This window comes from Pseudomonas sp. R45(2017), from assembly GCF_002112305.1.
Lineage (GTDB): Bacteria > Pseudomonadota > Gammaproteobacteria > Pseudomonadales > Pseudomonadaceae > Aquipseudomonas > Aquipseudomonas paraglycinae.
Window position 1 is genome coordinate 413,509 of the sequence record NZ_NEHH01000004.1, and the last position, 25,087, is coordinate 438,595.

The following is a 25,087-nucleotide window of genomic DNA, read 5'->3' on the forward strand; positions in this document are numbered from 1 at the left end:
TTACACCGCCGTGTGCAGGCGGATGGCCTTGATGATGCTCTGGGTGTTCCACGCACACTCGGCATGTGCGGCATTGCGTACAACGGTGGAAATCCGTTCGGCACCGAACGGTTTGATCGCGATGATCACCTTGCCCATGCGTCTGGCGATCTCGATTTCCTTGTTGATCCACTTGCTGTAGGTCGAATACATGCCGGCCATGATCAACACCGCCGAGCACGGCCGGATCTTGTTTTCGATCGCCTCTTCAAGCTGCTTGTCGGTGCGTGCACCCATGATCGGATTGTGCGGTGGCACGGAAAAGTTCTTGAAGCAGAAGTCGGGTTGAGCGCCGAGCAGGCGCACCAGATTGTCGTGGGCGTGGGGGTGGTTCCACGAGTGACTGATGAACAAATGATAGGTCTGCATGGGGTTCCTCGGAGATCGCATAGGTGCGAAGGAAGAACCCAATTTAGGCCTATGGAAGGGCGCTACAAGGTCTGGGCGGGAAAAGAGAAATGTCCTGCAAACTGAAGTAATCAGGCTTACAGAAAGGGCTTGTGTTTAAGGTGAGGGTGGGAACGCCGCCAGGTTCCGACAACCGGCAGCCCTTGGTGAAGGGCCGCCGACAGGGCTGTTTAGTAGCCGTTTTCCGGCAAACTGGCGATGATCGAGCGGTAGCTGTTCATCCGCTGCTGCTGCACGCGGCCGTCTTCCAGGGCCTTGAGCAGTGCGCATCCCGGTTCGCGATCGTGCTTGCAGTCGCGGAAGCGGCAGGTGCCGAGCAGGTCGTTGAACTCGATGAAACCGGCTTCGACGTCGGCGCGGCTGACGTGGCCGAGGCCGAATTCACGGATGCCCGGGGAGTCGATCAGTTCGCCGCCGCCAGGGAAGTGGAACAGGCGCGCGGTGGTCGTGGTGTGCGTGCCCTGGCCGGACAACTCGGACAGCGGGCCGACACGGGTTTCGACTTCCGGCAGCAGGCTGTTGACCAGGGACGACTTGCCGACACCGGACTGGCCGACGAACACGCTGATGCGCCCGTCGAGCTGCTTCTGCAATTGCTCCATGCCGTTGCCGTGGTGCGCCGAGACTTCCAGCACCGGATAACCCAGCGTGCGATAGACCGCCAACAGGGCATTCAGCGCCGGGGCGTTCTGTTCGTCGATCAGGTCGAATTTGTTCAGCAGCAGCAACGGGCGGATGCCAGCGTGCTCGGCGGCGACCAGATAACGGTCGATCAGGTTCGCATGGGGCTCGGGCAGCGGGGCGAACACGATGACGATCATGTCGACGTTGGCGGCCACCGGTTTGAGCTGGCCACGGCTGTCCGGGCGGCACAGTTCGGTGGTGCGCGGCAGTTGCGCCACGATCACGCCGATGCCCTGGTTGCCGGCGCGCCAGACTACCCGGTCGCCGGTGACCAGTGCCGGCAGGTTGGCCCGCAGGTGGCAGCGGAAGACCTGGCCGGCCAGCTCACCGTCAACGGCCTCGACCTCGACCTGCACCCCGAAGTGGGCGATCACCAGGCCGTGCTGTTCCGGGCCGAGGTCGCCGCCTTCGAGCGCCTCGACAGCCGAGGACTCGCGTTTGGCGGCGCGGGCGGCGCGCTCGCCCTGAATCTTTTCGATGCGCCAGTTTTGACGACGATTGAGTTGGCGTTTGGCCATGGGTGTTCCGTCTGAAGAATGCAGCGATTAGGTAAAACGGCCGCGAGTTTAGCACGCCCGGCAGGCTGCCTAGGCTAAACTGCGCAGCATTGCTCAGGAGCCGAAATATGCAAAACCCGCAGAATCTGATCTGGATCGACCTGGAAATGACCGGTCTCGATCCGGAAAACGACGTGATCATCGAAATGGCCACCATCGTCACCGACAGTGACCTGAACACCTTGGCCGAAGGCCCGGTGATCGCCATCCACCACAGCGACGAAGTCCTCGCCCGCATGGATGAGTGGAACACCCGCACTCACGGCAACTCCGGCCTGACCCAGCGCGTGCGTGAAAGCCGCGTGAGCATGGCCGAGGCTGAAGCCGAAACCATCGCCTTCCTGGAGAAGTGGGTGCCGAAGGGCAAGTCGCCGATCTGTGGCAACAGCATCTGCCAGGATCGCCGCTTCCTTTATACCCACATGAAGTCGCTGGAAAGCTACTTCCACTACCGCAACCTCGACGTCTCCACGCTCAAGGAACTGGCCGCGCGCTGGGCGCCGGACGTGCGTGACAGCTTCAAGAAGGGCAGCACTCACCTGGCGCTGGACGACATCCGCGAATCCATCGCCGAGCTGCAGCACTACCGCAAGCATTTCATCAAGTTCTGAGATCGGCACCCACGCCGGGGTGCCCTCTTTTGGTGCCTCGGCGAAGTGAGTAGACTGCGCGCCTTCCTGCCAGGATCGCCACCATGTTGCTGATGCTCTACCTCGTCGCCATTACTGCCGAAGCCATGACCGGCGCCCTGTCTGCGGGCCGTCGCGGCATGGACTGGTTCGGCGTGGTGCTGATCGCCTGCGTCACGGCATTGGGCGGTGGTTCGGTGCGCGACGTGCTGCTCGGGCATTACCCGCTGACCTGGGTCAAACACCCGGAATATCTGGTACTGACCACAGTCGCGGCGATGATCACCGTGTTCACGGCTCGCTGGATGCGCCATCTGCGCTCGCTGTTTCTGGTGCTCGACGCGGTCGGTCTGGTGGCGTTCACCCTGATCGGCTGCATGACCGCCCTGGAAATGGGCCACGGCATGCTGGTGGCCTCGGTCAGCGGCGTGATCACCGGGGTATTCGGCGGCATCCTGCGCGACATCTTCTGCAACGACATCCCGCTGATCTTCCGCCGTGAGCTGTACGCCAGCGTCTCGTTCGCTGCGGCCTGGTGCTACATGCTGTGTCTGTTCCTGAACGTGCCGGGCGAGCAGGCGATTCTGATCACGCTATTTGGTGGCTTCCTGTTGCGCCTGCTGGCGATTCGTTTTCATTGGGAAATGCCGAAGTTCGTTTATAACGACGAACATTGAGACCTTGCGCAAATGAATTCGTAGCTGTTCTGCCAGCGAATGATTTTTTCGCTATCTGTGTTGTCGAGTGCGGCTGCTTTACGTTCTTCGTGGTTTTTTTTCTTTCGAACTTACATTTTATGATGAATGTATCTCGGAGTTAATGTGGCCGGGTTTTTCAAATTGCTGATTCGGCTTTCATTTTAGCTACAGGTTCTTACATTTAAATTTTTTGCCGGTTTGTGGTTGCATGTTATTCATGTCTCACTTCGCTTTTGCGTTGGAGGTATGGAATGACGTCAAACACAAGGAGTAAAAATATGAGTGAGCTTAACGAAGTATCAGGAAACCAGTTGGTCCATCCTGAAAGGCTGGACAATATCGACTTGAAGGTGAAGTTCGACTCTTCGTCATTAACGCGAAGTAAAGTGCTGTACGGCAACGGCCGTATGCAAGTAAAGGTTCAGGTGCTGGTATCGGGTTATGATGGAAACGGGGATCGCATTCTGGTTCCAGCAGAAGTCATGAATACGGTTGAACTTATTCACTACAACACCGGGAGAACCTTGCGCGATGGCTGGAGTGCCAGTACCGAACAAGGTCGATTTACGTTGGAAGCGCCGGTGATACAGGATGCAGCACAACCCTCTGACGATGAGCCGGATGATGGTATCCACCCGCAAGTGCGCACATTCTGGGTATCGTCCTCGGGTAGCGGCACGACGCAAATCGCGGCAAGTGTTTCTTTGAACGGGGCAACTATCCGAAGCAATGGAACCGGTCTTTCCGGTTTTCAGGACAGCAGTGTCACTCTGGACGCTCAGGTGCCGGTTACCTACTCGGTAGAACAGTTTCGCTGGACTTCGAACAGACGAGGCAATGAGGAGCCGGGAAACCGGATCTGGAACTACTATCTCGGACTTGTTTATCAGGGACAGCAGATCAAACTGGTGGACTGGGTTTCTTCGAAAGGTACGGATGATGTCAAGTTTGCCTATGGCAACTGGATATATGCGTCGAAAACCAACTATTTGAAGGGGATTCTGGTAAGGCCGAATAAAACTGATGTCACTGTGGCGCTACCTGTTAATGACAATACCTTTGTAAATTATATATTTCGAGATCACGCTCTGGATTCTTCGGCAAAGACCAAAGAGTATGTCGTCAGAGTCAATGATCGTCACGGCGAGTTGACCGTCGTGCAAGCGCTTTCCGAGTTCGCATACACGGCGGCCGAATCCAGTGCGGATGGCGTGTTTCCCTTTCTCGCAATCGACCAATATGGCACGGAGCACAAGTTGGCCATTCGGACCAACTCTGAAAAGCGTGAGTTCTTTCTGGAGCGGGGATGAGTCTGCGGCGAGGTGCATTCACTACTTGAGTTCTTTTCGTCGAAAAGGATCTGACCTTGCCAATTAAATATACAGCGGTGCCGACACCTTTATAGATTGGAGGTGCGCGTGGCAGCGCGCGCTTGGTTTTCTGATATCGCCCGATTTGTTGCTACGGTTAATTTAGCCGTTTTCTCGCAGTTTTAAATGATTGCGGGAAAACGGTTTTTTATTGTGCGTAATTAAATGTCCGTTTGTTGAAGAGGGTATTGAGCAGTTCAGAGTCGGAAGTGAGTTTGTCGTTGTTTCATTGTGTGTGATTACATGTTGTCACTGGTTGTCTGTTTTATTTGTTTTTGGAGCGTGTATCAATGAGTTGGCGTGAATGCTATTCAAGCTTCGCGATAACTTTTTTGTTTAAGGGGTTTGATATGTCTGAAGAAGGTTTGATTATCCAGCGTATTGAAGTGAAGTTCGATTCTTCGGCGGCCATTCGCCATAAAGCACTTTATGCCAACGGTCGCATGCAGATTCGGGTGTTGGTGCTGATTTCTGGTGAAGATGCGCAAGGCAACGCTGTTTCGCTCCATGGCCACTCTGCTCTGGAGACACTTCGGTTGATTGACTATAACTCCGCCGCACCGCTGACAGGTGACTGGACAGCGAGCTCCCGGGAGAATCATTTTGCCCACGACATTAAGGGGGGGCACGCACGGGTCTCGCCATTGGTGCCTGCCGCCGGCAATCGATTGTCCGACCCTTCGGAGGTCGTCCAGGTTTTTGAGTACTGGGTTTCCAGCAGTCGCTCGGGGTCGATGCAGATTGCTGCCGAGGTCATCCTGGATGGCAAAAGGTATCGAAGCAACGGCCAGGACGGCCGCGACAGCAGTATCACCTTGGAGGCCATCTCACCCAGGCAATATCCGATCGCCAATTTCATGCTGGCCAGGACAAGGGTGCTGGATCGGCCAGGTCTGTTTGAAAGGATGGAGCAGCACAGTCTGACCTTAAACGCAGAAGGTCGTCTGATTCATTTGCTCGAATGGTCCAGCGGTACGGTACAGCAGGAAACCGAATATCCAAGCGAGTTTTTCTATTCCGGCGATGCAACAAAAATGTCGGCCGGTTTGAGAAGTTATATCGGTTACATCGGTCCTGCTTTCAGCGATCAGGTGACCGCGCGCACGCCGAGTGGCTTTCGGACGTTGCGTCAGGATCCCGGTACGATCTCGATAATCAGCCATATAACAGCAGAACTCCAAAGTAAGGTGATACGCCGGGAGTTTCTGGATCTAAATGTCTACGACGAGTATGGCACCGAACATCGGATACGTATAAACCCGGATATTGCAAATCGGTCATTCACATTAAGTTGAAATGCATTTTTCAATTTGACGCTCTCTTGGCGTTGCTCTGCAATCTTCTTGCACAAACAGTTTGTCGCAAATAAATGACGGGATGTTAGTTATGAGTAACCACTCTCCGGAGTCCGTGCATTCGAATGCATTCAATTTTGGTGATTTTGTAGCCGGCGGGGTCGATCCCAGAACCGGCGTTTATACCTGTTCGTTATCCCTTGGGTCTATTCAGTCCGTCGACCTTAACGGCCCTTCATTCAATCTTGCGTTGAATTTCAATCCGTTGAATTCGCGCAATGCCGGTTATGGCGCTGGCTGGTCCTTGTCGATCACCCATTATGACTTGCGCAGTAAGGTTATGACGTTCTCCAGCGGCGAGCGCTACAAAGCTGTCGAGTCGCGGGGAGCCTTGCATTTCAAGGAAATGAAGCTGGAAAGCGCCAAGGTTCTGAAAACTGCTGATGGACGATACGAGATCCGATACAAGGATGGTCGACGTGAAGTGCTCAGGGTCCATGGGGCGACCAACATCGCGGTTCCCGAGACGATATTCGCAGCCAATGGCGTGAGTATTTCCCTGAAGTACAGGACGTTCAATGAGCAGCCGATGCTGATCGAGATCAGCGACTTCCAAAGAACGTTGCTCAAGATCGCCCGCAAAGACACAAGGGTGATTCTGACCCGGCATCCGGAGACGCCCTCCAGCGCTGAGTTTGCTCTGACGCTCAGAAACGATCAGGTCAACGCCATCGATTTGCCGGAAGGTGGGGGCTGGAAGCTGCAGTACGCAGACGGTTATCTGACCCGAGTTGAATCGCCCCTGGGTGCCGTGGAAAACATTCGCTACAAGGAAGTCGGCCATCTATTTCCGACCGTCGAGGGTGATCAAAGCCTGCCTTGCGTCATTGCCCACGATATTTACGCCAGATACGGGCAACCGAAGGTCAGCAAGATCTACACCTATTCGGACCATAATTACCTTGGGCACGGCGTTGCAGCGGATCCCCAGGACGATGGCGATCCTCTTTTCCGCGCCGTGGGGGGCTATCAGTACTCCAGCGAAGAGCGGCTGATTGTCGGGAACAAAGTCCACACCCGTATCAAGCGAACCTACAACAAGTTCCATTTGTTGATCTCCGAGGTGACCACTTGCGGTAATGCGCAAACAACAGTTGCAACGCGGTACTACTGTGACGTGAGACTGCCTTTCACCCAGCAGCCCGCGCAGTTCCGGATGCCTGAAGTCCAGACCCTGACTTACGAGGACCTGACGACAAAAGAGAAGCGTTCCGAGGCCTCTGTCACTGAATACGATGCCATCGGCAACCTGCTCAAACAGGTCGGGGCGGACGGGGTGACAACGCGGTTTGAATACTATCCGGCGACCCAGACACCGGATTGTCCAGCGGATCCGCTGGAGTTTGTCCGCTTCCTGAAGCAAAAAACCGTGGCTCCCGCGACGGGTGGCGGTGCGTCCATCGTCACGCGTTATCGCTATGCCTTGCTCTCCGTGCTCAAGGGCGGGACGCTGGCCAGTGTGGTGCCTGTCGAGGAAAAATCTTTCGAGTGGGTCGCAGATCGCGAAGTTCTTCGTTCGACCCTTGCGCTGACTTATCTGGAAACACCGGACAACCCTCTTACACACGGCCTCCTGGAGCAGCAGAAGGTCACTCGCAACGGCACGACGACTTGTATCAAGCATGCCTACACGACCGACGATTTCTCCTTGCGGCTGAAGACAACCTTGCAGGGGTTCGACGGTACAGCGAGTTCGACCGAGCAAACGCTTTCCACCCTGAGTGGTTTGACGCTGTCCGAGCGCGATGCTGACGACAGTGTGGTTACATTCGAATACGACAAGCTTGGACGTCGTGTACGCAAGACGCTTGTCTCTGGCACGACGAATGTTGCTTCGTATCAATGGCGTCACGAAACGGCCAAGGTAGACGTGCCGGCCACGGTGGTTCTGACCGATCCGTCGGGAGGCATGCAAAAAGTTACCTATGACGCGTTGGGGAGGGTCATAGGCGTTGAAGAAAAGGATTGCGACAACCCGGATCCGGCAGGCTCATTTCCGATGCGAGCGGTCTATGCCGCGCTCCATGATGGGGTCGGACGACTGACTGAGCAGACCCGCACCGACTGGTGGGACGGTGTTGCACGTCCTGTGAAATCGCAGGTGTTTTACGACAACTGGGGTCAGATCAAGGAGACTCGCCATGCCGACGGGCGAGTCGAGTATAACGAGTTCGACCCGGTGGCTCGCCAGCAGAAGCGCTGGCAGCAAGGCCTGGGTAAAACTGTCACTGTCTTCAATGCCTTCGGCAAGCCGGACAGCCTTGAAGTCTTCGACCTCAAGGCGCAAAGCCTTGGCAAAACCGTCTTTGAGTACGACGGATTGGGTCGAACGATCAGTCAAACCGACCCCGCCGGGAACAGGACCGGTTATGAGTACGATACGTACGATCGACTGTTTCGCAGTGTTTTGCCGGACGGGCATGCGGTGCAGACCGATTTTGCCGTCCACAGCACCGAGGTTTTGCCGGTCGCGATCAGAGTCGCCGGGAAACTGTTGGGGCAGCAAGTCTTCGATGGTTTGAATCGGCTGACCGAGCTTTCGGTGGGCGGGCGCAAGTCAGTTGCAGTTTATCCGGCCGGCAAGACTCAGCCCACATCGCACACGAGTGCGGCAGGGGAAACGACCGAGCTTGTTTATTCATCGGGTCCGGGTGGCGCCTTGACTGAGCGCAAAGCGCTAACAGGAGGCGGAGGGCTTACCCGTTTCACCTACGATGAACGAAACGGCAGAATGGAAAGTTGCGTCGAGCAAGGACGTGAGAATCTGTTCGAGTACTTTCCGTCCGGGCGTCTGAAGTCGGAAACAACCCGCTTTGACGGGCAGCGCCGGACGACCTCCCATACCTACTCGCTGGCGGGGCGCCCTCTGGAACACGTGGACGTATCGGGCACGCGGCACAAAACCGAGTACGACATCTGGGGGCGCGAAACCTTGCACAGGCAAGGCCCGATAGAAACTCGATACTTCTATGGCAAGGCTGGTTTGCTTGAGCGGATCGAAACCCGGGATACCCTGTCCGGGCATCATATCCTCACGCATCTGACCTACGATGATATCGGTCGTGAGCTGACCCGCCGTTTTGAAGTCAACGGGTTACCCTCTCAAACGCTGAGCTCCAGTTACACCGTGACGGGCAAGCTGGCGCAGAAGGTTCTCAAACGCGGCTTCATGGTGTTGCGCGATGAGCGGTTTTCTTACGATGCACGCGGTCGACTCATCCAGTACGACTGTGAAGGGATCCAGCGACCGCGGGACCCTTATGGCAAGGAAATTATCCAGCAAACATTCACGTTCGATGCGCTGGATAACATTCTCTCCTTGCAAACCACGTTCCCTCTGGGTGTCAACGTGACGACGTTCAGTTTCAGCGAACAGGATCCGGCCCAGTTGGTCGGGGTTCAACATTCTCATGCCGACTATCCGGCACCGGTCACCCTGGAATACGACGCCAACGGCCGGATGATCAAGGACGATAAGGGCCGTACTCTGGCCTACGACACGTTTGGCCGCCTGACTCAGGTTATCGATTCACGTGGGGAGGTCCTGCGTGGTTACCGATACGACGGCTTCGATCGGCTGGTCGAGCTGTCGCAATCCGGAAAGTCGGCGGTGCAGCGCTTCTATCACCACAACAAAATGAGCAACGAAGTCAGTGGTCCTGAATCACGCAGTGTCGTGCGACACGGCCGTCTGATATTGGGACAGCAGCAACTGGGAGCGGATGCGGGTATCCGGCTTTTCGGGGCTGACCAGCAGCAGAGCGTGCTGAGTCGCTCGCATGGCGAACAATCGCTCGACAGCGCCTACAGTCCCTACGGGCATCGGCCTGTCGAGGGAGGCCTGTTCAGTCAGGCGGGTTTCAATGGCGAGCAACTGGATGAGGTCACCGGTCTGTATCTGCTGGGCAATGGTTACCGGGCCTACAGCCCGACACTGATGCGCTTCATCAGCCCGGACAGCCTGAGTCCGTTCGATGCAGGCGGCTTGAATGCTTACGCCTATTGCCTTGGCGATCCGGTTAACCGAGTGGATCCTACGGGGCATGTTTCCTGGCAGTCGATTGCCGGGGTTGCGCTAGCAGCACTGGGGACTGCGGTGAGTTTTCTGACGCTGGGAGCGGCCTCGCCACTGGGTGTGCTGGCCATCGGGCTGGGAGTCGCCTCGGGTGTTACCGCTATCGCCAGCGAGCTGGCTCATGAACTGGCCCCGGATTCTTCGGCGGGTGACGTCCTTGGCTACATCAGTCTGGGACTTGGGTTGGCATCCCTTGGCGCCGGCCTGGCGGGTCAGGCTATCAAAGGTGCCAGCAGGTTGGCGGGGGCTTTCAAGTCAGGGTTGAGCACTAATCCTCGCGAGGCCGCCAGAGCCATGGCGAGTGGAATGGGGGGGCGAAGCACTTCGGGAACGAGCGCAGGTCCACGAAAATGGACATACAAGACACAGGGCTTCAGAGGGACGGTAGATGGTCAAAAAACAGGAAGAGGCGCCATTCCCGGCTTCGAAGACCTTGATGACATTTCAAGGGATAAATTCTTCCGTTTCAAGGATGCAATCAAGGACGGAGGAAAGTCTCCAAGCGAAGCTGCAAATGGTCTTGGGGGCAAGACTTATTACAATGAGATGGTCCCTTTCAAGTCTCCCAACCCGCGTCAGCTCCGCGACCCAGGTTACTTCAATGACACGGGTTACACGGAAATCAGGCTTAACCAGGCCACACGTCTGTTTTTCTTTGCGAACCATGACACCCGGACGGTAACCATGCATGCGTTTGGTCATACCGTTCGAGGCGCTTGATGGGCCTGGCGTGCCATGGCCGGGAGGGCAGCGCCCACTCGTGCTTTTGCCGGATACACTCTGAGGAATGATCCGGTCGCGCCTTCGGTGGTTCCAAGAGGAATCGCTGAAGGCGCCTTTTCTCTTTAATTTACTGATCAGGCAATCAACGCGCCTCCAGGCTGCAGTGTGAGCATGCAGGCTCATGCGGTAGACATATGTACGACAGTGCGCAGCAAGCACGGCGGTATGATGGTTTTTCGAGGGCCAGACAATTCAGGTTTGGCTGACTGACCTGCGCGTTCGATACGGTTCGCGTAGCACTCCGTTATCAGTGCAACCCAATCTCAAGGATGAGAGTTTCATGGCTGACAAATCACCCAGGATCAAACCTGGCTCCAGCAAAATAAATGACTCTGCTGCCGATGGTTCTCATCGTGTGCCCAGAGGGGATTCTCCCCTCTCAGCCCTGCCGCATCGCCCGGATCCGCGACCGTCTCTTTTCCTGCCGGATCCTGTCACGACGGCGCAGATAACCAATCCCAGGCCGAGCGTGGAGCTTTTCGCGATCAATGAAGTAGCGGGAGTTGCCTCGCCCACTTCTTTCGCGGACTACCGGGTGCCCGCCCGAAAAAATCTCGGCGAGGTCGATGCGCAGGGCGTTCGGGAGTTCAAGCAGCGCCAGTATGTGGCTGTTTCCGACGATCATTTCGTACAAGTGGTTCGGGATACCGAAAGCGGCCTTTTTCGCGCGACGGTCGCCAGAGAACTCAAGGCTTCCGGTCCGCTGATGGAGCCGGACGCCGAGGGCAGGTACTGGCACCCTATAGCATCAGGGAACCCGTTGGATCGAGGCGATGCCCCGTCGGGGCTGGCGCGCAATGTAGATGAGCGTCTGGCAGCGTTGTTTCCGACCATGGCCCAGGATGCTCGGACTTCCATGCACCGCGAGCGATTGACGGGTGATCCGCTGCTGGCAGTGGCCCGGCTGGAAGCGGAATACTTCACTCTGTTGAAGGATCTTGGCGCGTGGGCCGGGCAGGTGCCGTCCCGGCACCCGGTCACGGGGTTGCCCCTGACAAGTACCGAGATTGGCGTGCAGAGAACAAGCCGAGAGCGTTTTGCACAGGAACTTCAGGACAATTGGTCCCGGAAGGCAACCAGCGCCAATCCGTATTCGCCATCGACGCTGGATTACGATCTCGATGTACTTGGCAGCCTGCCTCGTTTGTCGGCGGATTTCAGCCATGTTCGCGAGTTGAGTCTGACCAGCACTGCCCCGTTGGAAGACAGCGCCTTTCTCGCGAGTTTTCCGGGTGTGCGGTATCTCACCCTGTCGGGCTTTGCCCTGAAATCGTTTCCCGTTGAGGTTTACCAGATGAGGGAACTGGTGACGCTGACCTTGGACAACTGTGACATACGGCTCACCGAAGCCAGCGTCGAAGGCCTCGCCCACATTGAACAACTGACGCTGCTGGACTTGAGCAACAACCCGCTCGGGCTGTCGCCCGACCTCAGATTCATGAGGCGCCTGGACAGTCTTTATCTCTCGGATACGGGGCTGAACGAGGTGCCTGTCGGGCTATTTGAAAGCGAAAGCCTGGCATTTGCCGATCTGCGCAATAACGAAATTGAACACTTGCCAGACGAACTTTTTGAGGTGCCGGATATTCAACAGGTCAATTTTAACTTTCGAAACAATCCGCTGGATGAGGCCACTCTGCAGCGAGTCAGTGCCTATATCGAGGCCGCTGGCCTGGATAGGAGAGTCCTGATTCAAGTTGATGGAGAAAACCAGATACAACCGCAGATTTTAGACTTCGAAGGTGAGGACAGTGGTGTGGAGAGTTCGTGAGTGAGGGCATCACGTACTTTCATCGAGATGCTGGCGCAACGCCCACTCCACATGTTCTCTAACCAACTCTGACGGATGATCCCGTCGCGCCTTCAATGCTTCCAGCACCGGAATCGTTGAAGGCGCGTTGCCCAATCCCACCGCCAGATTGCGCAGCCAACGCTCGTAACCCGCGCGGCGCAACGGCGAACCCTCGGTGCTGCTGAGGAATTTGTCTTCATCCCACAAGAACAGCTCGGCCAGTTCGGCATTGTCCAGATTGTGCCGTGGCTTGAAATCGCTTTCGCCGGACGGGCGGGCGAAGCGGTTCCACGGGCAGCAGATCTGGCAATCGTCGCAGCCGAACACCCGGTTGCCGATCAGCGGTCGCAGGTCTTCGGGGATGGCGTTTTTCAGTTCGATGGTCAGGTAGGAAATGCAGCGTCGCGCGTCCAGCACATACGGGCCGACGAAGGCGTTGGTCGGGCAGATGTCGAGGCACGCGGTGCAGCGTCCGCAGTGTTCGGTGCTGTGGGGTTCATCCACCGGCAGGGGCAGGTCGACGAACAGCTCACTGAGAAAGAAGTAACTGCCGGCCTTGCGGTTCAGCACCAGGGTGTTTTTACCGATCCAGCCCAGCCCGGCCTGTTCGGCGATGGCCTTTTCCAGCACCGGCGCACTGTCGACGAAGGCGCGGAAGCCGAACGGGCCGATCTCTGATTGAATCCTGTCCGCCAGTTGTTGAACGCGTTTACGGATCAACTTGTGATAATCGCGGCCCAAGGCATAACGCGAGATGTAGGCCTTTTCCGGTTTTGCCAGCAATTGCGCCATTTGCGTGTCGCCCGGCAGGTAGTCCATGCGCAGTGAGACTACGCGCAAGGTGCCCGGCACCAGCTCTTCGGGGTGCGAGCGTTTGCTGCCGTGGGCGCCCATGTAATCCATTTCGCCGTGGTAGCCGGCCTCGAGCCAGCGTTGCAGGTGCTGCTCATGCTCGGCCAGATCCAGACCGCTGATGCCGACTTGCTGGAAGCCCAGCTCGCGGCCCCAGTCCTTGATGGATTGGGCGAGGGCAGGCAGATCTGTGGTGATGGCGGACATGAGGCGAGAGAAACCGGAGCTGAGGTGCGTATAATTCTGCCAGACATCGGAGCCCGAAGACGCATGCCGCACACTAAAGATCAATTACCCGACGCGCTGTACCGTGCCGCGCAGGTGCGCGAACTCGACGCACGGCTGATCGCCGCCGGCACGCCGGGCTTCGAATTGATGCAGCGTGCCGCCCATGCCACCTGGCGCGCACTGGTACGCCAATGGCCGGCCGCGAATGAATTGACGGTGCTGGCCGGGCACGGCAACAACGCCGGCGATGGTTATCTGGTGGCGGCGCTCGCGCATCGGGCGGGTTGGCAGGCTCAGGTGCTGGCTGTCGGCGACCCGCAGCGTTTGAAGGGCGATGCTGCCGTGGCGCACGCCGAAGCCGTAGCCGCCGGTGTCTCGATTGCCCCTTGGGATCTGTCCTGCGAGTTGCGCGGCATCGTTGTTGACGCGTTGCTTGGCACCGGCCTGAGCGGCGACGTGCGTGAGCCCTATGCCGCTGCGATTGCGGCGATCAATGCCAGCAGACTGCCGGTGGTGGCGGTCGATATTCCTTCCGGATTGTGCGCCGACACTGGTCATGCGCTGGGTGATGCGGTGCGCGCTGACCTCACCGTGACTTTCATCGGCCTGAAGCTCGGGCTGTTCACGGGCGCGGCGGCGGATCACGTCGGCGAACTGCTGTTTAACGATCTGCAGGCCTCGGCCGAAAACTTCACTGACATTCCAGCCGCCGCTCAACGTCTCAACGCGATTAACCTGCCGCGTCTGGCGGCCCGTACGCCGGCGGCGCACAAGGGGCGTTTTGGCCATGTGCTGCTGATCGGCGGCGATCACGGTTTTGGCGGAGCAATTCTGTTGAGCACCGAAAGTGCGTTGCGCAGCGGGGCCGGGATGGTTTCGCTGGCGACCCGTCCGGAACATGTGCCGGCGGCGTTGAGCCGGGTGCCGGAAGCCATGGTGCTGGGCACTTCTTCGGCCAATCAATTGATGGGGCTGCTGGAAAGGGTGTCCATGCTGGTGGTCGGGCCGGGGCTTGGGCAGGCGAGTTGGGGGCGGGCGCTGTTGTCGGCCGCTGCCAATGCCTCGCTGCCGCAGGTGTGGGATGCCGATGCACTGAACCTGCTGGCCTCCGGTTTTGTCAGTCTGCCCAAGGATTGCGTGATCACGCCGCATCCGGGAGAGGCGGCGCGGCTGCTGGGGATCAGCACTGCCGAGGTGCAGGCCGATCGTCCGGCGGCGGCGCTGGCGTTGAGCGAAAAATATACAGCGGTGGTGGTGCTCAAAGGCGCAGGCAGTCTGATTGCTCATCCCGATGGTCGTCTGGCGCTGTGTCATCAAGGCCATCCGGCCATGGCTACTGCCGGTCTTGGCGATGTATTGGCCGGTCTGGTCGGCGCGCTGCTTGCCCAAGGTATGAATGCGTTCGACGCGGCGTGTCTGGCGGTCTGGCTGCACGCCAACGCTGGGGCGCAACAAGGTAAATTCGGCCGTGGGCTGGCGGCCAGTGATCTGATTCCAGCCATTCGTCAGTTGTTGGAGGAGCATGCACCGTGTCTGAAGTAACCCTGTACCTGGCCGATGAACAGGCCATGAGCGACTTTGGCGCACGCATCGCCCGTATCACCCAGGGCCATGGTCTGATCTTTCTCGAAGGCAACCTCGGGATGGGCAAAACCACGCTGTCGCGGGGCATCATTCGCGGTCTGGGGCACGTGGGGGCGGTGAAAAGTCCGACCTTCACGTTGGTCGAGCCCTACGAGATCGGTGACGTCCGGGCGTTTCACTTCGACCTGTATCGCCTGGTCGATCCGGAAGAGCTGGAGTTTCTCGGGATTCGCGACTATTTCGAAGACGACGCCCTGTGCCTGATCGAATGGCCCGATAAAGGTGCAGGCTTTTTGCCAAAGCCTGACCTGACCATTACCATTAGCCCGCAAGACAGCGGACGTTCGCTGACCATTTTATCCCAGGGCTCGCGCGGCGAGGCCTGGTGTGCCGCTTTGGCATTGGAAACCAATTGAATGATGGGGTTAGGTATGCGCTTTCGCGCGTTGGTGGCTGCCGCTGGACTGATGTTGATGGCAGTAACCGTCAACGCTGTGGCCGAGACGAAGGTCAACAGCGTGCGCCTGTGGCGGGCGCCGGACAACACGCGACTGGTGTTCGACCTGACAGGCCCGGTGCAACACAGCGTCTTCACGCTGACCGCGCCGGATCGTCTGGTGATCGACATCAACGGCGCCACCCTCGGCGCGCCGCTGAATGTGCAGACCGCCAATACGCCGATCACCGCCATGCGCTCGGCCCAACGTACGCCGACCGACCTGCGGGTGGTCATCGACCTGAAAAAAGCCGTCACCCCGAAAAGCTTCTCGCTGGCGCCGAATGCGCAATATGGCAACCGTCTGGTGGTCGATCTGTTCGACAACCCGGCTGACGCCGCACCACCGCCGACACCTGCGCCGACCCCAACGGTTGCGACCGTGCCTGCGGTGCCGGTCACCCCGGCCGAGCCTGCGATCAAACTGCCACCGGCCCCGGCCGGCAAGCGCGACATCATTGTGGTGATCGACGCCGGCCACGGTGGCGAAGACCCGGGTGCGTCCGGTTCTCGCGGTCAGCGCGAGAAAGACGTGGTACTGCAGATCGCCCGCGAGTTGCAGCGTCAGGTCAACGGCATGAAAGGCTTCCGCGCCGAACTGACCCGTACCGGCGACTACTTCATCCCGTTGCGCGGCCGTACCGAGATTGCTCGCAAGAAGGGCGCCGACCTGTTCGTCTCGATCCACGCCGACGCCGCGCCGTCTGCTGCGGCCTTCGGTGCGTCGGTGTTCGCCCTGTCCGATCGTGGCGCCACTTCGGAAACCGCCCGTTGGCTGGCCGACAGCGAAAACCGATCCGACCTGATCGGCGGTGCCGGCAACGTCAGTCTCGATGACAAGGACCGGATGCTGGCCGGCGTTCTGCTCGACCTGTCGATGACCGCCTCGCTGACCTCCAGCCTCAACGTCGGCCAGAAAGTCCTGACCAACATTGGCCGAGTCACCCCGCTGCACAAACAGCGCGTGGAACAGGCCGGGTTCATGGTGCTGAAGTCGCCGGACATCCCGTCGATTCTGGTGGAAACCGGCTTCATCTCCAACGCCAACGAAGCAAACAAACTCTCGGCAGCGAGCCACCAGCAGGCGCTGGCGCGTTCGATCAGCAGCGGCGTGCGTCAGTTCTTCCAGCAGAATCCGCCACCGGGCACTTACATCGCCTGGCTGCGTGATTCGGGCAAGATTGCTCAGGGGCCGCGTGATCACCGGGTAGGTCCGGGTGAAACCGTGGCGATGATTGCCGTGCGTTACCAGATTTCGCCGGCCACGTTGCGCAGCGCCAACAATCTGAAAAGCGATGATCTGAAAGTCGGTCAGCACCTGACCATTCCCGGCACCGAACTGGCGTCCAAAGAATGAATCAGGTCCTGAACGCTGCGCGCATCGAACTGCTCAGCCCGCGGCTGGCGAACCAGATCGCCGCCGGTGAGGTGGTCGAACGCCCGGCCTCGGTGATCAAGGAGCTGCTGGAAAACAGCCTCGACTCCGGCGCCAAACGTATCGACGTCGATGTTGAACAGGGCGGCGTCAAACTGCTGCGTGTGCGTGACGACGGCAGCGGTATTTCCGCCGATGACCTGCCGCTGGCCCTGGCGCGTCACGCCACCAGCAAGATCCGCAACCTGGAAGATCTTGAGCAAGTAATGAGCCTGGGTTTCCGGGGCGAGGCTTTGGCATCGATCAGCTCCGTGGCGCGCCTGACCCTGACCTCGCGCACTCGCGATGCCGATCAGGCCTGGCAGGTCGAGACCGAAGGCCGCGACATGGCGCCCCGCGTGCAGCCGGCGGCGCATCCGGTCGGCACGTCGGTGGAAGTCCGTGACCTGTTCTTCAACACCCCGGCGCGACGCAAATTCCTCAAGACTGAAAAAACCGAATTCGATCACCTGCAAGAAGTGATCAAGCGTCTGGCGCTGGCGCGTTTCGACGTGGCGTTCCATCTGCGTCACAACGGCAAGACCATCCTCAGCCTGCACGAAGCCCACGATGACGCGGCGCGCGCACGGCGTGTGGCGGCGATCTGCGGTTCGGGCTTCCTTGAGCAGGCGTTGCCGATCGAGATCGAGCGCAATGGCCTGCATTTGTGGGGTTGGGTCGGTCTGCCGACCTTCAACCGCAGTCAGGCGGACTTGCAGTATTTCTTCGTCAACGGCCGTGCGGTGCGCGACAAACTGGTGGCCCACGCGGTGCGTCAGGCTTATCGCGATGTGCTGTTCAATGGCCGGCACCCGACGTTCGCGCTGTTTTTCGAGGTCGACCCGGCAGCAGTAGACGTCAACGTACACCCGACCAAACACGAAGTGCGCTTCCGTGACGGGCGCATGGTGCATGACTTCCTTTATGGCACCTTACACCGTGCCCTCGGCGATGTGAGGCCGGAAGATCAGCTTGCCGGTTCGGTCACCACCGCGATCGTCCGGCCAACCGGCCTTGAAGCCGGTGAGTTCGGGCCGCAGGGCGAAATGCGTCTGGCGGCCAATGCGCTGCTGGAGCAGCCGCAGGCGCAACCGGCGTTCAATACCTCGTCGGGTGCCAGCGCTGGCGGCGCTTATCAGTATCAATACACGCCGCGTCCGCAATCGAGCGTGCCGGTAGCCGAGGCCCAGGCCGCGTACCGCGAGTTTTTTGCGCCGCTTCCCGAGGCCAACGCCAATGCATTGCCAGCCGGTCAGGAAGACATTCCGCCGCTGGGCTATGCGCTGGCGCAGCTCAAGGGCATCTACATTCTGTCCGAGAACGCCCAAGGCCTGGTTTTGGTGGACATGCACGCCGCTCACGAGCGCATCATGTACGAGCGTCTGAAGATCGCCATGGCCAGCGAAGGCCTGAGCGGCCAGCCGCTGCTGGTGCCGGAATCGCTGGCGGTCAGTCAGCGCGAGGCCGATTGCGCCGAAGAACATGCGGCGTGGTTCCAGCGCCTCGGTTTTGAATTGCAGCGCCTTGGCCCGGAAACCCTGGCCATCCGGCAGATTCCGGCCCTGCTCAAGCAGGCCGAAGCCAACCGTCTGGTGGGTGATGTGCTGTCGGACTTGATGGAATACGGCACCAGCGACCGGATCCAGGCACATCTGAACGAATTGCTCGGCACCATGGCCTGCCACGGCGCGATCCGCGCCAACCGGCGCCTGGCCCTGCCGGAAATGAACGGCCTGCTGCGTGATATGGAGAACACGGAGCGCAGCGGTCAATGCAACCATGGCCGACCGACCTGGACCCAACTGGGCCTGGACGATCTGGACAAACTGTTCCTGCGCGGTCGTTGATGAGCCAGCTTCCTCCAGCGATTTTCCTGATGGGCCCGACCGCTGCGGGCAAGACCGATCTGGCCATCGAGCTGACCAAGGTACTGCCGTGCGAGCTGATCAGCGTCGATTCGGCGCTGGTCTATCGCGGCATGGACATCGGCACCGCCAAACCGTCCAAAGAACTGCTGGCCGAGTTTCCGCACCGGTTGATCGACATTCTCGACCCGGCCGAAGCCTATTCGGCAGCGGATTTCCGCCGCGATGCGCTCCAGGCCATGGCCGAGATCACCGCACGCGGAAAAATTCCGCTGCTGGTGGGCGGCACGATGCTCTATTACAAGGCTTTGATCGAAGGTCTGGCGGACATGCCGGCGGCCGATCCCGAGGTTCGCGCGCAAATCGAAGAAGAGGCTGCACGCCTTGGCTGGCAGGCCCTGCACGATCAACTGGCGGTCATCGATCCGGAGTCTGCGGCACGCATTCATCCGAACGATCCACAACGACTGAGTCGTGCGCTGGAAGTTTACCGGGTCAGCGGTCAGAGCATGACTGAACTGCGGCTGAAACAATCTGTACAAAGTACCGAAGCGGCCGCATCGGGACTGCAACAATTGCCCTATACTGTCGCGAACCTGGCGATTGCTCCAACTAATCGGCAGGTACTGCACGAGCGCATTAAACAAAGATTCACAAATATGCTGGAACAGGGATTCATCGACGAGGTCGTAGCCCTGCGTAATAGAAGTGACCTGCATGCCGGGTTGCCGTCTATACGTGCGGTAGGCTACCGCCAGGTCTGGGACTTCCTGGATGGCAAGCTGACGTCGGCCGAGATGCAGGAGCGGGGCATCATCGCCACGCGCCAATTGGCCAAACGCCAGTTCACCTGGCTGCGCAGCTGGAAAGATTTACACTGGCTCGACAGTCTGGATTGCGACAATCTGCCACGCGCCTTGAAATACCTTGGGACGATCTCCATATTGAGCTGAGTCCTTGCAATTGCCGTCTATCCTTGGGGGTGTGGCGGCAAAAGCCATCTGTTTACCTATTTTTTATATTGAATCCTTAAAGGAGTGCGGCACATGTCAAAAGGGCATTCGCTACAAGACCCTTACTTGAATACTTTACGTAAAGAGAAAGTGGGGGTTTCCATCTACCTGGTGAACGGGATCAAACTGCAAGGCACGATCGAGTCGTTCGACCAGTTCGTTATCCTGCTGAAGAACACCGTCAGCCAGATGGTTTACAAACACGCTATCTCTACAGTCGTGCCGGTTCGTCCAATTCGTCTGCCAAGCGCAACCGAATCCGAAGCAGGTGACGCTGAGCCAGGTAACGCCTGATAGGAGTCTCCTTTGTTCTTTGAGCGCCACGGTGGTGGTGAACGAGTCATCCTCGTTCACTTGGATGGACAGGACCCTGAGGCGCGCGAAGATCCGCAGGAGTTTCAGGAACTGGCAAATTCGGCTGGCGCCGAGACCGTTGCGTTTTTTAACGTGCCGCGTCATCGGCCAACCGCCAAATACCTGATTGGCAGCGGCAAGGTCGAGCAACTGCGCGACCTGGTCCACGCCGAAGAAGCCGATCTGGTGATCTTCAATCACGTCCTCACGCCCAGTCAGGAACGTAACCTCGAACGTGTTTTCGAGTGTCGCGTGATCGACCGTACCGGTCTGATTCTCGATATTTTCGCCCAACGCGCCCGTACCCATGAGGGCAAGCTCCAGGTAGAACTGGCCCAGCTTGACCACATGAGCACCCGGCTGGTTCGCGGCTGGACTCACCTTGAGCGTCAAGGTGGTGGTATCGGCATGCGCGGCCCGGGTGAAACCCAGCTCGAAACCGACCGGCGACTGCTGCGGGTTCGCCTGCGCCAGATCAAGGGCCGTCTGGAAAAAGTGCGCAGCCAGCGCGAACAGTCGCGTCGTGGCCGCTCGCGTGCGGATATCCCTACCGTGTCTCTGGTGGGATACACCAACGCCGGCAAGTCCACGCTGTTCAATAACGTGACCAAGTCCGACGTGTACGCGGCTGACCAGCTGTTCGCCACGCTCGACCCGACCCTGCGCCGTCTGGATCTGGACGACCTGGGGCCGATTGTCCTGGCCGACACGGTAGGGTTCATCCGCCACTTGCCACACAAACTGGTCGAGGCATTTCGGTCTACGCTCGAAGAGTCGAGCAACTCCGATCTGCTGCTGCACGTGATCGATGCGGCCGAACCGGATCGCATGTTGCAGATCGAGCAGGTGATGGTAGTGCTGGGCGAGATCGGTGCCCAGGACTTGCCGATCCTCGAGGTCTATAACAAACTCGATTTGCTTGAAGGCGTTGAGCCACAAATCCAGCGCGATGAAAACGGCAAGCCCCAGCGGGTTTGGCTGTCGGCGCGTGATGGCACCGGTCTGGAATTGCTCGAGCAGGCGATTGCCGAGTTGTTGGGCAGCGACCTGTTCGTGGGAACCTTGCGCCTGCCTCAGCGGTTCGCGCGTCTGCGTGCGCAGTTCTTCGAACTGGGCGCGGTACAGAAAGAAGAACACGACGAAGAAGGGGTCAGCTTGCTGGCCGTTCGATTGCCACGCTCGGAGCTCAATCGACTGGTGAGTCGTGAAGGCGTTGTGCCGACGGAGTTCATCGAGCAACACACTTTGCAATAAAAGCCTGGCAAAGCGGTTGTGCCGCAACGGCAGGCATTCTGTAGCATTGGTCGGCGCGCCGTGGGTGCGTCTTTGCTTTATCAGATGGAGAGCGCTATGGCTTGGAATGAGCCGGGTGGCAACTCGAACAATCAGGATCCTTGGGGTGGCAAGCGTCGCAACAACGGCGACCGCAAGGGGCCGCCGGATCTCGACGAGGCCTTCCGAAAGCTGCAGGAAAGCCTGAACGGGTTGTTCGGTGGTGGAAAAAAACGCGGTGATGACGGTGGTGGCTCGGGCAAGAGCGGCGGCTTCGGCGGCCTGCTCGGCATCGGCCTTGTCGTGCTGGCGGCCGTCTGGCTGTATAGCGCGGTATATGTCGTGGACGAGCAGGAGCAAGCCGTGGTGCTGCGCTTCGGCAAGTACTACGAGACTGTCGGTCCCGGCCTGAACATCTACTTCCCGCCGATCGACAAGAAGTACATGGAGAACGTCACGCGTGAGCGTGCCTACACCAAGCAGGGCCAGATGCTGACCGAAGACGAGAACATCGTCGAAGTGCCGCTGACCGTGCAGTACAAGATCAGCAACCTGCAGGACTTCGTGCTGAACGTCGACCAGCCGGAAATCAGCCTGCAACATGCGACCGACAGTGCGCTGCGCCATGTGGTGGGTTCCACCGCGATGGACCAGGTGCTGACCGAAGGTCGTGAGCTGATGGCCAGCGAGATCAAGGAGCGTCTGCAACGCTTCCTCGATACCTATCGCACCGGTATCACCGTCACCCAGGTCAACGTACAGAGCGCAGCGGCACCGCGTGAAGTGCAGGAAGCTTTCGATGACGTGATCCGCGCCCGTGAAGACGAGCAGCGTTCGCGCAACCAGGCTGAAACCTACGCCAACGGCGTGGTGCCGGAAGCCCGTGGTCAGGCCCAGCGCATCCTCGAAGATGCCAACGGTTACCGTGACGAAACGGTCTCGCGGGCCAAGGGTGAGGCGGATCGCTTCACCAAGCTGGTTGCCGAGTATCGCAAGGCGCCCGAGGTCACTCGTCAGCGTCTATATCTGGACACCATGCAGGAAGTCTTCAGCAGCACCAGCAAGGTTCTCGTGACCGGCAACAAGAACGGCCAGAGCAACCTGCTTTACCTGCCGCTGGACAAGATGATTCAGAACAGTTCGGGCAGCAATGCACCGGTCACCGGTTCGGCTGCCGCCAGCAACAACACGGACGTCACGCCGCATGTCACTGACGTGCCGCAGTCGCGCACAAGGGAGACCCGCTGATGAGCAATAAATCGCTGATCGCCCTGATCGTTGGCGTTGTCGTGGTACTGGTTGGCTGGAACTGCTTCTACATCGTTGCTCAGACCGAGCGCGCGGTGTTGCTGCAATTCGGTCGCGTGGTTCAGGCTGACGTTCAGCCGGGTCTGCATGTGAAGGTTCCTTACGTTAACCAGGTGCGTAAATTCGACGCACGTCTGATGACGCTGGATGCACCGACACAACGCTTCCTGACGCTGGAAAAGAAAGCCGTGATGGTCGATGCCTACGCCAAGTGGCGCGTGAAGGATGCCGAGCGCTTCTACACCGCAACGTCCGGCCTCAAGCAGATCGCCGACGAGCGTCTGTCCCGTCGTCTGGAATCGGGCCTGCGTGACCAGTTTGGTAAACGCACCCTGCACGAAGTGGTATCCGGTGAGCGCGATGCGCTGATGGCCGATATCACCGCGTCGCTGAACAAGATGGCGGAGAAAGAGCTGGGTATCGAAGTGGTCGATGTCCGGGTCAAGGCCATCGATCTGCCGAAAGAAGTGAACCGCAGCGTGTTCGAACGTATGAGCACCGAGCGTGAGCGTGAAGCTCGCGAGCACCGCGCCAAGGGTAACGAGCTGGCCGAAGGCATCCGTGCCGACGCCGATCGTCAACGCCGCGTGCTGCTGGCTGAAGCCTATCGTGAATCCGAAGAGATTCGCGGTGACGGTGACGCCCAGGCCGCTGCGATCTACTCCAAGGCCTACGGCCAGGATCAGGAGTTCTACGGTTTCTACCGTAGCCTGCGTGCCTACCGTGAAAGCTTCGCGAACAAATCCGACGTCCTGGTCCTCGACCCAAGCAGCGACTTCTTCCGTTACCTGGAAAAGTCCAAGCCTTGATACGACGTTGACCTGAATCATTCCGCCCGGCGGCTAAAACCTCGGGCGGGGTGATCCTTTGGGAAAACGTGTGTATGATGCGGCAGCCGGGAAATTCCCGGCTTTTTTGCGTCTGCACGTTTGATTGCTGTTTTTGTTGCAGAAGATCGGGTTGAATGGCCCGACAGTTTTTCGAGGAAAGTGATGGGCGAAGCCGGTAACAGGCCTTTCGCCGCGTCGTTCATGCGCGTGCGTTTTGAACGGGCCGGTCATTTTCTGCTTCACTCAAGGCTCGCCCTCGGGCTGGCCGCCCGGATCTAAGGGGAATGGCGTAATGGCAACGGTAGACCGCTGGCTGCTGCCAGATGGCATCGAAGAAGTACTGCCACCGGAAGCGGCGCGCATTGAAGTCGCGCGTCGTCAGGTGTTGGATCTGTTCCAGAGCTGGGGTTACGAGTTTGTCGTGACTCCCCATATCGAGTACCTGGAATCCCTGCTGACCGGCGCGGGCCAGGACCTGGATCTGCGTACCTTCAAGGTCATCGACCCGCAATCGGGCCGGCAGATGGGGTTCCGTGCCGACATCACGCCGCAAGTGGCGCGCATCGATGCGCACACCCTGCGTCGCGAAGGCCCGAGCCGTCTGTGCTACGCCGGCAGCGTGCTGCATGCCCAGCCGCGTGCCTTGTCGTCCTCGCGCAGCCCGATCCAGCTGGGTGCCGAGTTGTACGGCGATGCCAGCCCGAGCAGCGACGTCGAAGTCATCAGCCTGATGCTGGCGATGCTGCAACTGGCCGATGTGCCGGACGTGCACATGGACCTCGGGCATGTCGGCATCTACCGCGGTCTGGCCCAGGCGGCCGGTCTGTCGGGTGAGGTCGAGCAGCAGTTGTTCGACGCGTTGCAACGCAAGGCCATCGACGAGGTCATTACCCTGACCGAAGGCCTGCCGGCCGATCTGTCCGGCATGTTACGCGCGCTGGTCGACCTGTGCGGCGGCCGTGAAGTACTGAGCGCTGCCCGCGAGCGTCTGGCCAATGCGCCGGCGCCGGTACTGGCGGCACTGGAAGACTTGCTGGCGATCGCCGAGCGTCTGTCGGCGCGCTTCCCTGAGCTGCCGCTGTACTTCGATCTGGGCGAGTTGCGCGGTTACCACTACCACACCGGTGTGGTGTTCGCGGTGTTCGTGCCGGGCGTTGGCCAGTCCATCGCTCAGGGCGGTCGTTACGACGACATCGGCGCCGACTTCGGTCGCGCCCGTCCGGCCACCGGCTTCTCCACCGATTTGAAAACCCTGGTGACCCTGGGGCGTGCTGAGATCGAGCTACCGTCTGGCGGTATCTGGATGCCTGACAGTACGGATGCGGCACTCTGGCAGCAGGTTTGCCAGTTGCGCAGTGAGGGTCAGCGTGTCGTTCAGGCATTGCCTGGACAACCTTTGGCCGCCGCCCGTGATGCGGACTGCGACCGGCAATTGATCCAGCAGAACGGGCTTTGGCAAGTATCGCCACTGGCTTCTTGAG

The 25,087-nt window shown here is 59.1% G+C and carries 19 protein-coding genes; 16 read left to right on the forward strand and 3 right to left on the reverse strand.

All coding sequences use genetic code 11. The features are described from left to right. Both CAF74_RS11955 and rsgA read right to left on the reverse strand, forming a co-directional pair. A complete protein-coding gene (locus CAF74_RS11955; RefSeq protein ID WP_064379087.1) occupies positions 1–408 on the reverse strand; it encodes a TIR domain-containing protein in 408 nt (135 codons plus the stop codon). Between the two features lie 209 nt (positions 409–617). After that, positions 618–1,649, reverse strand: coding sequence for a small ribosomal subunit biogenesis GTPase RsgA (rsgA, locus tag CAF74_RS11960; protein WP_039766628.1), 1,032 nt, complete (start codon positions 1,647–1,649; stop codon positions 618–620). A 107-nt stretch (positions 1,650–1,756) separates the two neighbouring features. Here rsgA and orn point away from each other — a divergent pair, with 107 nt between their 5' ends. From orn to CAF74_RS11990, 6 genes are all read left to right on the forward strand, one after another. Further along, complete coding sequence (gene orn, locus CAF74_RS11965) at positions 1,757–2,299, forward strand: oligoribonuclease (RefSeq protein ID WP_065258764.1); 543 nt, start codon at positions 1,757–1,759, stop codon at positions 2,297–2,299. 83 nt (positions 2,300–2,382) lie between these two features. Next, the gene (locus CAF74_RS11970) at positions 2,383–2,994 is read left to right on the forward strand and encodes a trimeric intracellular cation channel family protein (protein ID WP_085746499.1); all 612 of its coding nucleotides are present in this window, start codon (positions 2,383–2,385) and stop codon (positions 2,992–2,994) included. 299 nt (positions 2,995–3,293) lie between these two features. Beyond that, positions 3,294–4,325: a hypothetical protein gene (locus tag CAF74_RS11975; protein ID WP_085746500.1), complete on the forward strand. Its 1,032-nt coding sequence runs from the start codon at positions 3,294–3,296 to the stop codon at positions 4,323–4,325. A gap of 410 nt (positions 4,326–4,735) precedes the next feature. Beyond that, complete coding sequence (locus tag CAF74_RS11980; protein WP_139832902.1) at positions 4,736–5,680, forward strand: hypothetical protein; 945 nt, start codon at positions 4,736–4,738, stop codon at positions 5,678–5,680. A gap of 91 nt (positions 5,681–5,771) precedes the next feature. Beyond that, positions 5,772–10,535, forward strand: coding sequence for an RHS repeat-associated core domain-containing protein (locus CAF74_RS11985; protein ID WP_256578368.1), 4,764 nt, complete (start codon positions 5,772–5,774; stop codon positions 10,533–10,535). A gap of 343 nt (positions 10,536–10,878) precedes the next feature. Then, complete coding sequence (locus CAF74_RS11990) at positions 10,879–12,369, forward strand: leucine-rich repeat domain-containing protein (RefSeq protein WP_085746502.1); 1,491 nt, start codon at positions 10,879–10,881, stop codon at positions 12,367–12,369. A 9-nt stretch (positions 12,370–12,378) separates the two neighbouring features. On the opposite strand, the gene queG is transcribed toward CAF74_RS11990, so the two are convergent. Further along, positions 12,379–13,449: a tRNA epoxyqueuosine(34) reductase QueG gene (queG, locus tag CAF74_RS11995; protein WP_085746503.1), complete on the reverse strand. Its 1,071-nt coding sequence runs from the start codon at positions 13,447–13,449 to the stop codon at positions 12,379–12,381. 63 nt (positions 13,450–13,512) lie between these two features. On the opposite strand from queG, the gene CAF74_RS12000 reads away from it, so the two are divergent. The 10 genes from CAF74_RS12000 (at position 13,513) to CAF74_RS12045 (ending at position 25,086) form a co-directional block, all read left to right on the forward strand. Beyond that, positions 13,513–15,012: an NAD(P)H-hydrate dehydratase gene (locus tag CAF74_RS12000; protein WP_085746504.1), complete on the forward strand. Its 1,500-nt coding sequence runs from the start codon at positions 13,513–13,515 to the stop codon at positions 15,010–15,012. Beyond that, the gene (tsaE, locus tag CAF74_RS12005) at positions 15,000–15,470 is read left to right on the forward strand and encodes a tRNA (adenosine(37)-N6)-threonylcarbamoyltransferase complex ATPase subunit type 1 TsaE (RefSeq protein WP_007950729.1); all 471 of its coding nucleotides are present in this window, start codon (positions 15,000–15,002) and stop codon (positions 15,468–15,470) included. The genes CAF74_RS12000 and tsaE overlap by 13 nt, the downstream gene beginning before the upstream one ends. Positions 15,471–15,521: 51 nt before the next feature. Beyond that, entirely contained in the window at positions 15,522–16,907 is a 1,386-nt protein-coding gene (locus CAF74_RS12010) for an N-acetylmuramoyl-L-alanine amidase (protein WP_371857334.1), read from the forward strand. Continuing rightward, positions 16,904–18,811 carry a DNA mismatch repair endonuclease MutL gene (gene mutL / locus CAF74_RS12015; RefSeq protein ID WP_085746506.1) on the forward strand — a complete coding sequence of 636 codons (1,908 nt, stop codon included), beginning with the start codon at positions 16,904–16,906 and terminating at the stop codon, positions 18,809–18,811. Before CAF74_RS12010 ends, mutL begins: the two co-directional genes overlap by 4 nt. Further along, positions 18,811–19,782 carry a tRNA (adenosine(37)-N6)-dimethylallyltransferase MiaA gene (gene miaA / locus CAF74_RS12020; protein WP_085746507.1) on the forward strand — a complete coding sequence of 324 codons (972 nt, stop codon included), beginning with the start codon at positions 18,811–18,813 and terminating at the stop codon, positions 19,780–19,782. Before mutL ends, miaA begins: the two co-directional genes overlap by 1 nt. 93 nt (positions 19,783–19,875) lie before the next feature. Continuing rightward, positions 19,876–20,136, forward strand: a complete 261-nt coding sequence (hfq, locus tag CAF74_RS12025) for an RNA chaperone Hfq (protein ID WP_007902656.1) — start codon at positions 19,876–19,878, stop codon at positions 20,134–20,136. A 12-nt stretch (positions 20,137–20,148) separates the two neighbouring features. Next, positions 20,149–21,450, forward strand: coding sequence for a ribosome rescue GTPase HflX (gene hflX / locus CAF74_RS12030; RefSeq protein ID WP_085746508.1), 1,302 nt, complete (start codon positions 20,149–20,151; stop codon positions 21,448–21,450). A gap of 96 nt (positions 21,451–21,546) precedes the next feature. Next, the gene (gene hflK, locus CAF74_RS12035) at positions 21,547–22,716 is read left to right on the forward strand and encodes an FtsH protease activity modulator HflK (protein ID WP_039766653.1); all 1,170 of its coding nucleotides are present in this window, start codon (positions 21,547–21,549) and stop codon (positions 22,714–22,716) included. Next, entirely contained in the window at positions 22,716–23,585 is an 870-nt protein-coding gene (gene hflC / locus CAF74_RS12040; RefSeq protein ID WP_007950723.1) for a protease modulator HflC, read from the forward strand. Before hflK ends, hflC begins: the two co-directional genes overlap by 1 nt. Before the next feature lie 313 nt (positions 23,586–23,898). Continuing rightward, positions 23,899–25,086: an ATP phosphoribosyltransferase regulatory subunit gene (locus tag CAF74_RS12045; protein ID WP_085746509.1), complete on the forward strand. Its 1,188-nt coding sequence runs from the start codon at positions 23,899–23,901 to the stop codon at positions 25,084–25,086. The last annotated feature ends 1 nt before the right edge of the window (position 25,087 follow it).

Bases quoted from the DNA above. Each gene is read 5' to 3' on its own strand.
- CAF74_RS11955 (WP_064379087.1), bottom strand. From the start codon at position 408: ATGCAGACCTATCATTTGTTCATCAGTCACTCGTGGAACCACCCCCAC.
- rsgA (WP_039766628.1), bottom strand. From the start codon at position 1,649: ATGGCCAAACGCCAACTCAATCGTCGTCAAAACTGGCGCATCGAAAAG.
- orn (WP_065258764.1), top strand. From the start codon at position 1,757: ATGCAAAACCCGCAGAATCTGATCTGGATCGACCTGGAAATGACCGGT.
- CAF74_RS11970 (WP_085746499.1), top strand. From the start codon at position 2,383: ATGTTGCTGATGCTCTACCTCGTCGCCATTACTGCCGAAGCCATGACC.
- CAF74_RS11975 (WP_085746500.1), top strand. From the start codon at position 3,294: ATGAGTGAGCTTAACGAAGTATCAGGAAACCAGTTGGTCCATCCTGAA.
- CAF74_RS11980 (WP_139832902.1), top strand. From the start codon at position 4,736: ATGTCTGAAGAAGGTTTGATTATCCAGCGTATTGAAGTGAAGTTCGAT.
- CAF74_RS11985 (WP_256578368.1), top strand. From the start codon at position 5,772: ATGAGTAACCACTCTCCGGAGTCCGTGCATTCGAATGCATTCAATTTT.
- CAF74_RS11990 (WP_085746502.1), top strand. From the start codon at position 10,879: ATGGCTGACAAATCACCCAGGATCAAACCTGGCTCCAGCAAAATAAAT.
- queG (WP_085746503.1), bottom strand. From the start codon at position 13,449: ATGTCCGCCATCACCACAGATCTGCCTGCCCTCGCCCAATCCATCAAG.
- CAF74_RS12000 (WP_085746504.1), top strand. From the start codon at position 13,513: ATGCCGCACACTAAAGATCAATTACCCGACGCGCTGTACCGTGCCGCG.
- CAF74_RS12010 (WP_371857334.1), top strand. From the start codon at position 15,522: ATGTTGATGGCAGTAACCGTCAACGCTGTGGCCGAGACGAAGGTCAAC.
- mutL (WP_085746506.1), top strand. From the start codon at position 16,904: ATGAATCAGGTCCTGAACGCTGCGCGCATCGAACTGCTCAGCCCGCGG.
- miaA (WP_085746507.1), top strand. From the start codon at position 18,811: ATGAGCCAGCTTCCTCCAGCGATTTTCCTGATGGGCCCGACCGCTGCG.
- hfq (WP_007902656.1), top strand. From the start codon at position 19,876: ATGTCAAAAGGGCATTCGCTACAAGACCCTTACTTGAATACTTTACGT.
- hflK (WP_039766653.1), top strand. From the start codon at position 21,547: ATGGCTTGGAATGAGCCGGGTGGCAACTCGAACAATCAGGATCCTTGG.
- hflC (WP_007950723.1), top strand. From the start codon at position 22,716: ATGAGCAATAAATCGCTGATCGCCCTGATCGTTGGCGTTGTCGTGGTA.
- CAF74_RS12045 (WP_085746509.1), top strand. From the start codon at position 23,899: ATGGCAACGGTAGACCGCTGGCTGCTGCCAGATGGCATCGAAGAAGTA.